The sequence below is a fragment of the Haliea sp. E1-2-M8 genome, from assembly GCF_030649675.1.
Lineage (GTDB): Bacteria > Pseudomonadota > Gammaproteobacteria > Pseudomonadales > Halieaceae > Haliea.
Genome location: NZ_JAUTDR010000039.1, coordinates 21,485 through 27,737, shown reverse-complemented (window position 1 = coordinate 27,737; position 6,253 = coordinate 21,485). Strand labels below are relative to the sequence as shown.

Genomic DNA, 6,253 nt, shown 5'->3' with positions numbered 1-6,253 from the left:
GAGCTGCGGATCATGAAATAGCCGCGAAACATTTTGCATGAATGACCGGGCAACTATGTTGACAGACACCGATGGCGGACAGAGCGTATCGCGTGTTGTTTGAAATGACCCGGTTGGTGGATATCATCGATTGGCTGGCGAGGCCCCCTCATGCAGAAGAGAGCGGCCTTCGGGTGCGGCTGCACCGGCTGTATCAGCCGATTGGCGAGTTCATTCTTGCGGCCCTGCAGATCACCCAGGTCTTCGCCCTCCGCGTGGCCATCCTAATGCTGGCCACACCGGTGTTCCTGCTGTTTGGAACCGTGGCACTGGTCGACGGACTCGTTCGCCGCGACCTGCGCCGTTGGGGGGGAGGCCGTGAAAGATCCTCTGTCTACCACTGGTCCAAGCGCTCAGCGCTGCCACTACTGGTCAGGGCCTGGGTGGTCTATCTGGCCTTGCCATTCAGTCTTCACCCGAGCTGGGTCATCCTGCCCTTTGCCACACTGTTTGCTCTCTGCATCGCCATCACCGCGAACTCCTTCAAGAAATACCTGTTAATAAAAGCTTCGTGTAGCCGATGCAATTATCACTGCATAATGGCTGGCCATGGGCTGCGCATGGGTGGACCCGGTAGCAAAGTCGAGTCCAACTGAGAGCTACTGCGGTATTCCCCAGTTCGAGGTGGCCAGCCACTTTGTGACTTCATTCTCAGGCATGGGTTTTCCCATATAGAAACCCTGCCCGGCATCACAGCCGAGATCTTTCAGTTCATTCCACATGGCCTCGTTCTCAACACCTTCGGCGATGACCGTAAGATCCATGTCGTGCGCCAGTTTGATGGTGGAGCGCACAATAGTCGCCGCGTCCCTGTCCTCCAGCATTTCAAGAACAAAACTTTTGTCGATCTTGACGGAAGAGAACGGGAGCGTTCTCAGGGTCGATAGGGACGAGTAGCCCGTACCAAAGTCATCGATGAACACGGGAATCCCGAGGGCACGCAGTTGCAGCAGGCTTGCCCTGGCCTGCTCGGCATTCTCCGCTATGGCATTTTCGGTCACTTCCACCTCCAGCATCCCGCGCTCAAGCTGCCAGTGGGTACAGAAACGCTCCAGGCTCTCCAGCAGCCCGGCGTCCTGCAGGTTGCGGGGGGAGAGGTTAATGGCCACCGGCAAGCGCAGGCCGTTTTCACGCCATTGTGCCAGCTGCTGCAATACGGACGTAAGGACCCAGCTGCTCACCGCGCGGATCATGCCGGTGCTCTCCGCCACACCGATGAATATGTCCGGGCGGATCATTCCGTCCCTGGGATGAAACCATCGGGCCAATGCTTCAAAACCAACAATCTGTCCGGAGGCCATGGAGATCTTGGGTTGGTAGTAGAGCGTCAATTCGCCCTTCTCCAGGGCGCGGTGCAGCTTGCCGGCCAGCGCCAGGTGGTAGGATTTCTGTTCGTCATACTCGGCGGAGTAGACGGCCTGCCCCAAACCCGACTGCTTGGCCTGCTGCAGCGCGACATCCGCTTGTTGAATCAGCCGCTGGGTGGTCGTGGCGTGTTCGGGGAACAGTACGATACCGATACTGGCGTTGACGGCGAGGGTAAAACCGTCGAGGTTGTAGAGTTCCGACAAAGTCTGGCGAAGTGTTTCCGCCCTGGCCGCAGCCGTGTCAGCAGTCGCTCCTGGCAGCAACAGGGCGAACTCGTCGCCTCGCAGACGGGCGAGCAACTCGCCCTCGACGAGTGCGCCCTGAATGCGCAGACCGGTGTCACTCAATACCCGGTCACCAGCCTCGAAGCCAAGGGTGGTGTTGATATCACGGAACCGATCGAGACCGATGATCAGCAGGGCAAACGTACTTTTATCTTTGTCCCTGGCCTGGATGTTGGCTGCCAGCAGGTCTTGAAACTGGATATGGTTGGGCAGGCCGGTGAGGGTGTCGTAGAGGGCCAATTTATGGATATGCTCCTGCGCGGCCTCATGCTGCTGGCGCAGGCGCAGGGTCTTGATGCCGTAGGCCATGTCCTCTGCCATCTCCTGCAGAATCGCCTGCTCTTCTGTGTCGAAGGCATCTGGATCGCTGGAGTAGATGGTAAAGGCACCCAGCGGGGTACCATTGCTCTGCAGCGGCAGTGAAATCGAGCTGTGGAGGCCCTGCTGGCGATTGCGGTCGTGCCACAGGCGATACTTGGGATTGGACTGCAAATCCCTGCCCACATAGGGTTGGCCGCGGCGAATCGCGGTGCCGGTGGGCCCCTGACCGGCATCGGAATCTGCCCACGAAATCTTCAGCTCCTGGAGAAAAGCCAGGTCGACACCCCGCCGTGCAACGGGTACAACGGACCGGTCGGCATCGTGTTCGGCGTAGGCGACCCAGGCGATGGCATAGCCACCCACCTCGACCGCTACCCGGCACATCTCATCCAGCAGTGCCTGTTCATCGCGGGCGCGTATCAGTGCCCGGTTGCCGCCACTGAGGGTCTTTAGCGCCCGGTGGCTGCGCACCAATTCGGAGTCCTGTGCGAGAATGGTCTCGTACCGGGTTTGCAGCGAATCTGCCATGGCGTCGAAGGTCGCGGCCAACTGTGCCATCTCTCGGGTGTCAGGGGTCAGTCCGGTGCGTGCACCCAGGTTGCCCGACTTGAGCGCCTCACTGGCACGTCCGAGCGCGGCGAGCGGTTGCAACAGCCAGCGGTCGCTGCCCAGCCAGGCAATGATGCTCGCCAGGACCACAACGACCAGGATCAACCACACCTCCCTGTGGTATAGCTGGTTGAGATCGGCATAGGCGGTGCGGGTGGGAATGCCGACACTGATATAGGCCTCGTCCGAATTGAAGGCACTGATGGGTGTAAAAGCATACAGGCGATCAACCTTGAAATGATCCGTGGTTTCAGCCGTTCCCTCGCGCCCGGCCGCCACGATATGCTGATGGACGGGCCACTGCAATGCCGACTGACCAACCAGGTCTTCGTCCGCGGGGTAGCGCGCCAGCACCGTGCCACTGGCTCCGATCAGGGTAATGGTGGTGTCGGCGGGTAAATTGATGTCCGCCATGTTCTCGCTCAGCCGGGTGAGATCCAGTGCCGCGAACAACACACCGTCTACCCGATGCTGAATATCGTGGAGCGGAAGGGCGACATTGATGCTGCTCACTTCGGTAATGCGGCCGACCTGATAATCGCCGACCGCGAAGTCTTCTGTCTCCAGTGCGCGCCGAAAATAGCTGCGGTCAGCGAGGTTGGTACTGGTCGGCAAGGGCAACGCGCTGCAGCGTACCGAACCATCCGCGTCGATGATGCCAAGGTTCGCGTAGTGGGGATAACGCTGGAGAAGTTCCCCGAGCACCCGGTCACAGCTGCTGCCCCCGGTTGCCAGGGTTTTCTGCTGCAACTGCGCCACCAGGGGCAAAAAATTGCGTGCTTCCTCGATATAGCGCAGCTGGGCGTCGCGGGTCAGCCGGGCCAGTGTCAGCGCGTTTTGCTGGGTACGGACTGCTTCCCTGGCTCGCAGATCGAAGACGCTGTGAGCCAACAAACTGCAGAACAGGACGATGATTATGCACAGCAACAACAACAGCCGACCCCACAGTGAGGAGGGCACAATAGCGCTCATGGGTTTCCCCTTCTTGTTACATGGCGCACCCCAGTCCTGAAGAAAATTCAAGACAAGCAGCCAATTATTGGTGCGCGGAAGTATCGCATCCTTTTTTCTGAATCAACAGGTTGGTCTGCGGCTTTGTTTTTAACCGCGTTTAAGTTAGTTCTTGATGCCCGCCACCGGAAGTGTGGCGGAGATGACTGAACCACATCGAATATGTCGCATGGCAGTCCCAATCCTCACCGCCATTAAATACATTTTAAAAATAATAAGTTACGGAAAAACACAAGCACTATACCTATCTATATACCTATCAACGATGCGTCTGATTGGCCTCGGGATCCGTGCGCGACGCATGGGTTTTGTTACTGCGCGTCACCGGCAGGTCTCCATTCGGAGCGGACAGATTTTTTTCTCGTTTCCTATTACTTACACATTGAGGGGTGAGTTTTTAGCGCCCCTATGTACTTGTAGTCAGCGTCGCACATGACGTCCTGAGCCGTCCATTTTGTAACGCTGGCCAAGCCATCATTGTTGCAATGCAGCTAAGTGTGCTGGCACTGTTTTCGCTCGACCATGCCTTTCGGAAATACTTCACCTGGGACTAAGATACGCTTCGTATACTGACGATGTTTGTATCGCAGTTGACGGCAAAAGAATAGGCTAGAAATCTCCCTGAACCAGGGACGTTGACGATAACAAAGTAGATTTATATTCAACTAGCACAGCGGATTAATGTGGAAAAACAACATTTGACTGGGATTGCGGCTCTACCGGCTGGCGGTAGACATCATGAGCTTGATAGCACAGCTAATGTGCATGTTCTATTCGTCTGTTACTATGCGTGAGACCGCTAAATCAAGCTAAGGAATAGAGATTGAGCTTACCTGCTGACGTAGAGGACCGTAGGTCAATATTGCGTGTATTGCTCGTGATTACCATAGTGTCTGCAATCTTCTTTTCTGTTTTTAACTGGATGGTCGGTTTGAAGCTCTTTGCTCTGCTGGAGTTCGCTATAGCATGCTTCTGGGGAGGGATATTGAGCATCTCTAAAACTACCCCGAATGTGCAGCGATGGAGCCTCGTTTACCTCACTACTTTTTTAAGCATTGTATTGATTGGTATCTTGACTTCCAAATTCCGGGGGGGCTTGTACGCATGGATTCTGATTTTTCCAGTATTATCTTACCTGTTGTTGGGGCGCAGGTTAGGTATTGTTCTTGCTGCAGTCAGTGTTTTTCTAGGGTTAGGCGCTCTTGGAAGGAGAGTCTGGCAACAGGATATGGATGTGCATTGGATTGTATTGGGCAACTTTGGGCTCTGCGCATTGGCGATTTGGGCAATGGCTCATGTGTATGAATCTAGGCGTGAAACAATGGTCATCCGACTACACGAGATGGCAACGCGAGATCCGTTAACAGGCTTATTGAATAGACGTACTCTGATCGAAACACTCAATCACGTCTTATATAGAGCCAAGCGTCGTTTTGAGCCGGTGACCTTCGTTTATATCGACATCGATGGGTTCAAGTTAATTAATGACGCTCAGGGCCATAATCGCGGAGACCAGATCCTGGTTAATGTGGCAAAAGCTATCAGGAGTGGAACGAGGCTGGAAGATCACGCTTTTCGTCATGGTGGCGACGAGTTTTGTATTATTTTCACCAACTGTACGGCATCTCAGGCAAAGGACATATATGCACGCCGAATAGCCAGTGAACTTTATAAGCTTGAGGAAGAACTGTCATTGAGTGTTGGTTATATTCAGATCGATCCAAACTATGAGCTGTCGCCAGAAGAGGTGATCCAACAAGCCGATCAAGACATGTATACCGCTAAACGTGCCGAAAAGATGAAAAACAGTACATTAAAAGGGGCACCTTAGGATCGCGAATTACCAACTGACGGGTCTGTGCCGGCCGTGCATGGGTAAGCCCGGCTCGACAAGATGTGTTTGCCGGACGGTCACGAAACTCGATACTGTCGAGGATCATTTCCGCATCATCGAGATCGAGCACGACCGAGAAGACCCCAATGCTATCCTTATCCCGAAAGGTACGGATGGTTGGGCTCAATTCATCCCAAAGTAATCGTTTGATCATTAGACCTCGGAAGCACTTGGATCGCATCGAAACACCAAAGTGTGGCCAGCAGGCAGAAGTTGTTCAAGGCAATACCAGTCGATACCAGCAGGATCATTTTAAGTTCTGACCTGCATGATGCATCAACACGCATTAAGGTGAGAAGGGGCTTTGACCGGCCGGCGCACCGCGCTAGGATATTGACAATAACTACATGCGGCTGCAAAGGAAAAGTCGGCATCCATGCGATCGAATATGAAGACCCATCTTCCAAGTCAAAGGGAAACGTTTATCGCTCTTGCAGTGATGTGCGTGATGGTCGGCATTTCGGTCTTCATTGAGTTACTTGGTTGGCGCATTATCACGCCTGGTCTCTCGTTGCCTCAGGCTTGGAGTCAGCTCTTTTTAGGTGGAGTCTTTCGCACGGTGGCAGGGGCAACTCTGCTGGGGATGGTGCTGGTGCTCCTTGGTATCATCTTGCGGCGCACCAGGCCCTGGAGCCTTGCCAACTTATTGCTGCTCTGGAGCATCGGTGCTGGTATTTTCCTCGTGGCGATGACTGCGTTGGTCGCGTGGGCTCCTTGAGGGGGAATG

Annotated in this window: 4 protein-coding genes; 3 read left to right on the top strand and 1 reads right to left on the bottom strand. The window is 54.7% G+C overall.

The genetic code is table 11. The features are described from left to right. The first annotated feature begins 71 nt into the window (after window positions 1-71). The gene (locus Q6D67_RS20335) at window positions 72-635 is read left to right on the top strand and encodes a TIGR03747 family integrating conjugative element membrane protein (RefSeq protein ID WP_304707542.1); all 564 of its coding nucleotides are present in this window, start codon (window positions 72-74) and stop codon (window positions 633-635) included. 3 nt (window positions 636-638) lie between these two features. On the opposite strand, the gene Q6D67_RS20330 is transcribed toward Q6D67_RS20335, so the two are convergent. Further along, window positions 639-3,593: an EAL domain-containing protein gene (locus Q6D67_RS20330; protein WP_304707540.1), complete on the bottom strand. Its 2,955-nt coding sequence runs from the start codon at window positions 3,591-3,593 to the stop codon at window positions 639-641. Between the two features lie 862 nt (window positions 3,594-4,455). Between Q6D67_RS20330 and Q6D67_RS20325 the strand changes: the two genes are divergently transcribed. Beyond that, window positions 4,456-5,463 (top strand): GGDEF domain-containing protein, encoded by a 1,008-nt coding sequence (locus tag Q6D67_RS20325; RefSeq protein WP_370552006.1) that lies wholly within the window; start codon window positions 4,456-4,458, stop codon window positions 5,461-5,463. 451 nt (window positions 5,464-5,914) lie between these two features. Next, a complete protein-coding gene (locus tag Q6D67_RS20320) occupies window positions 5,915-6,244 on the top strand; it encodes a hypothetical protein (protein WP_304707536.1) in 330 nt (109 codons plus the stop codon). Window positions 6,245-6,253 lie beyond the last annotated feature (9 nt).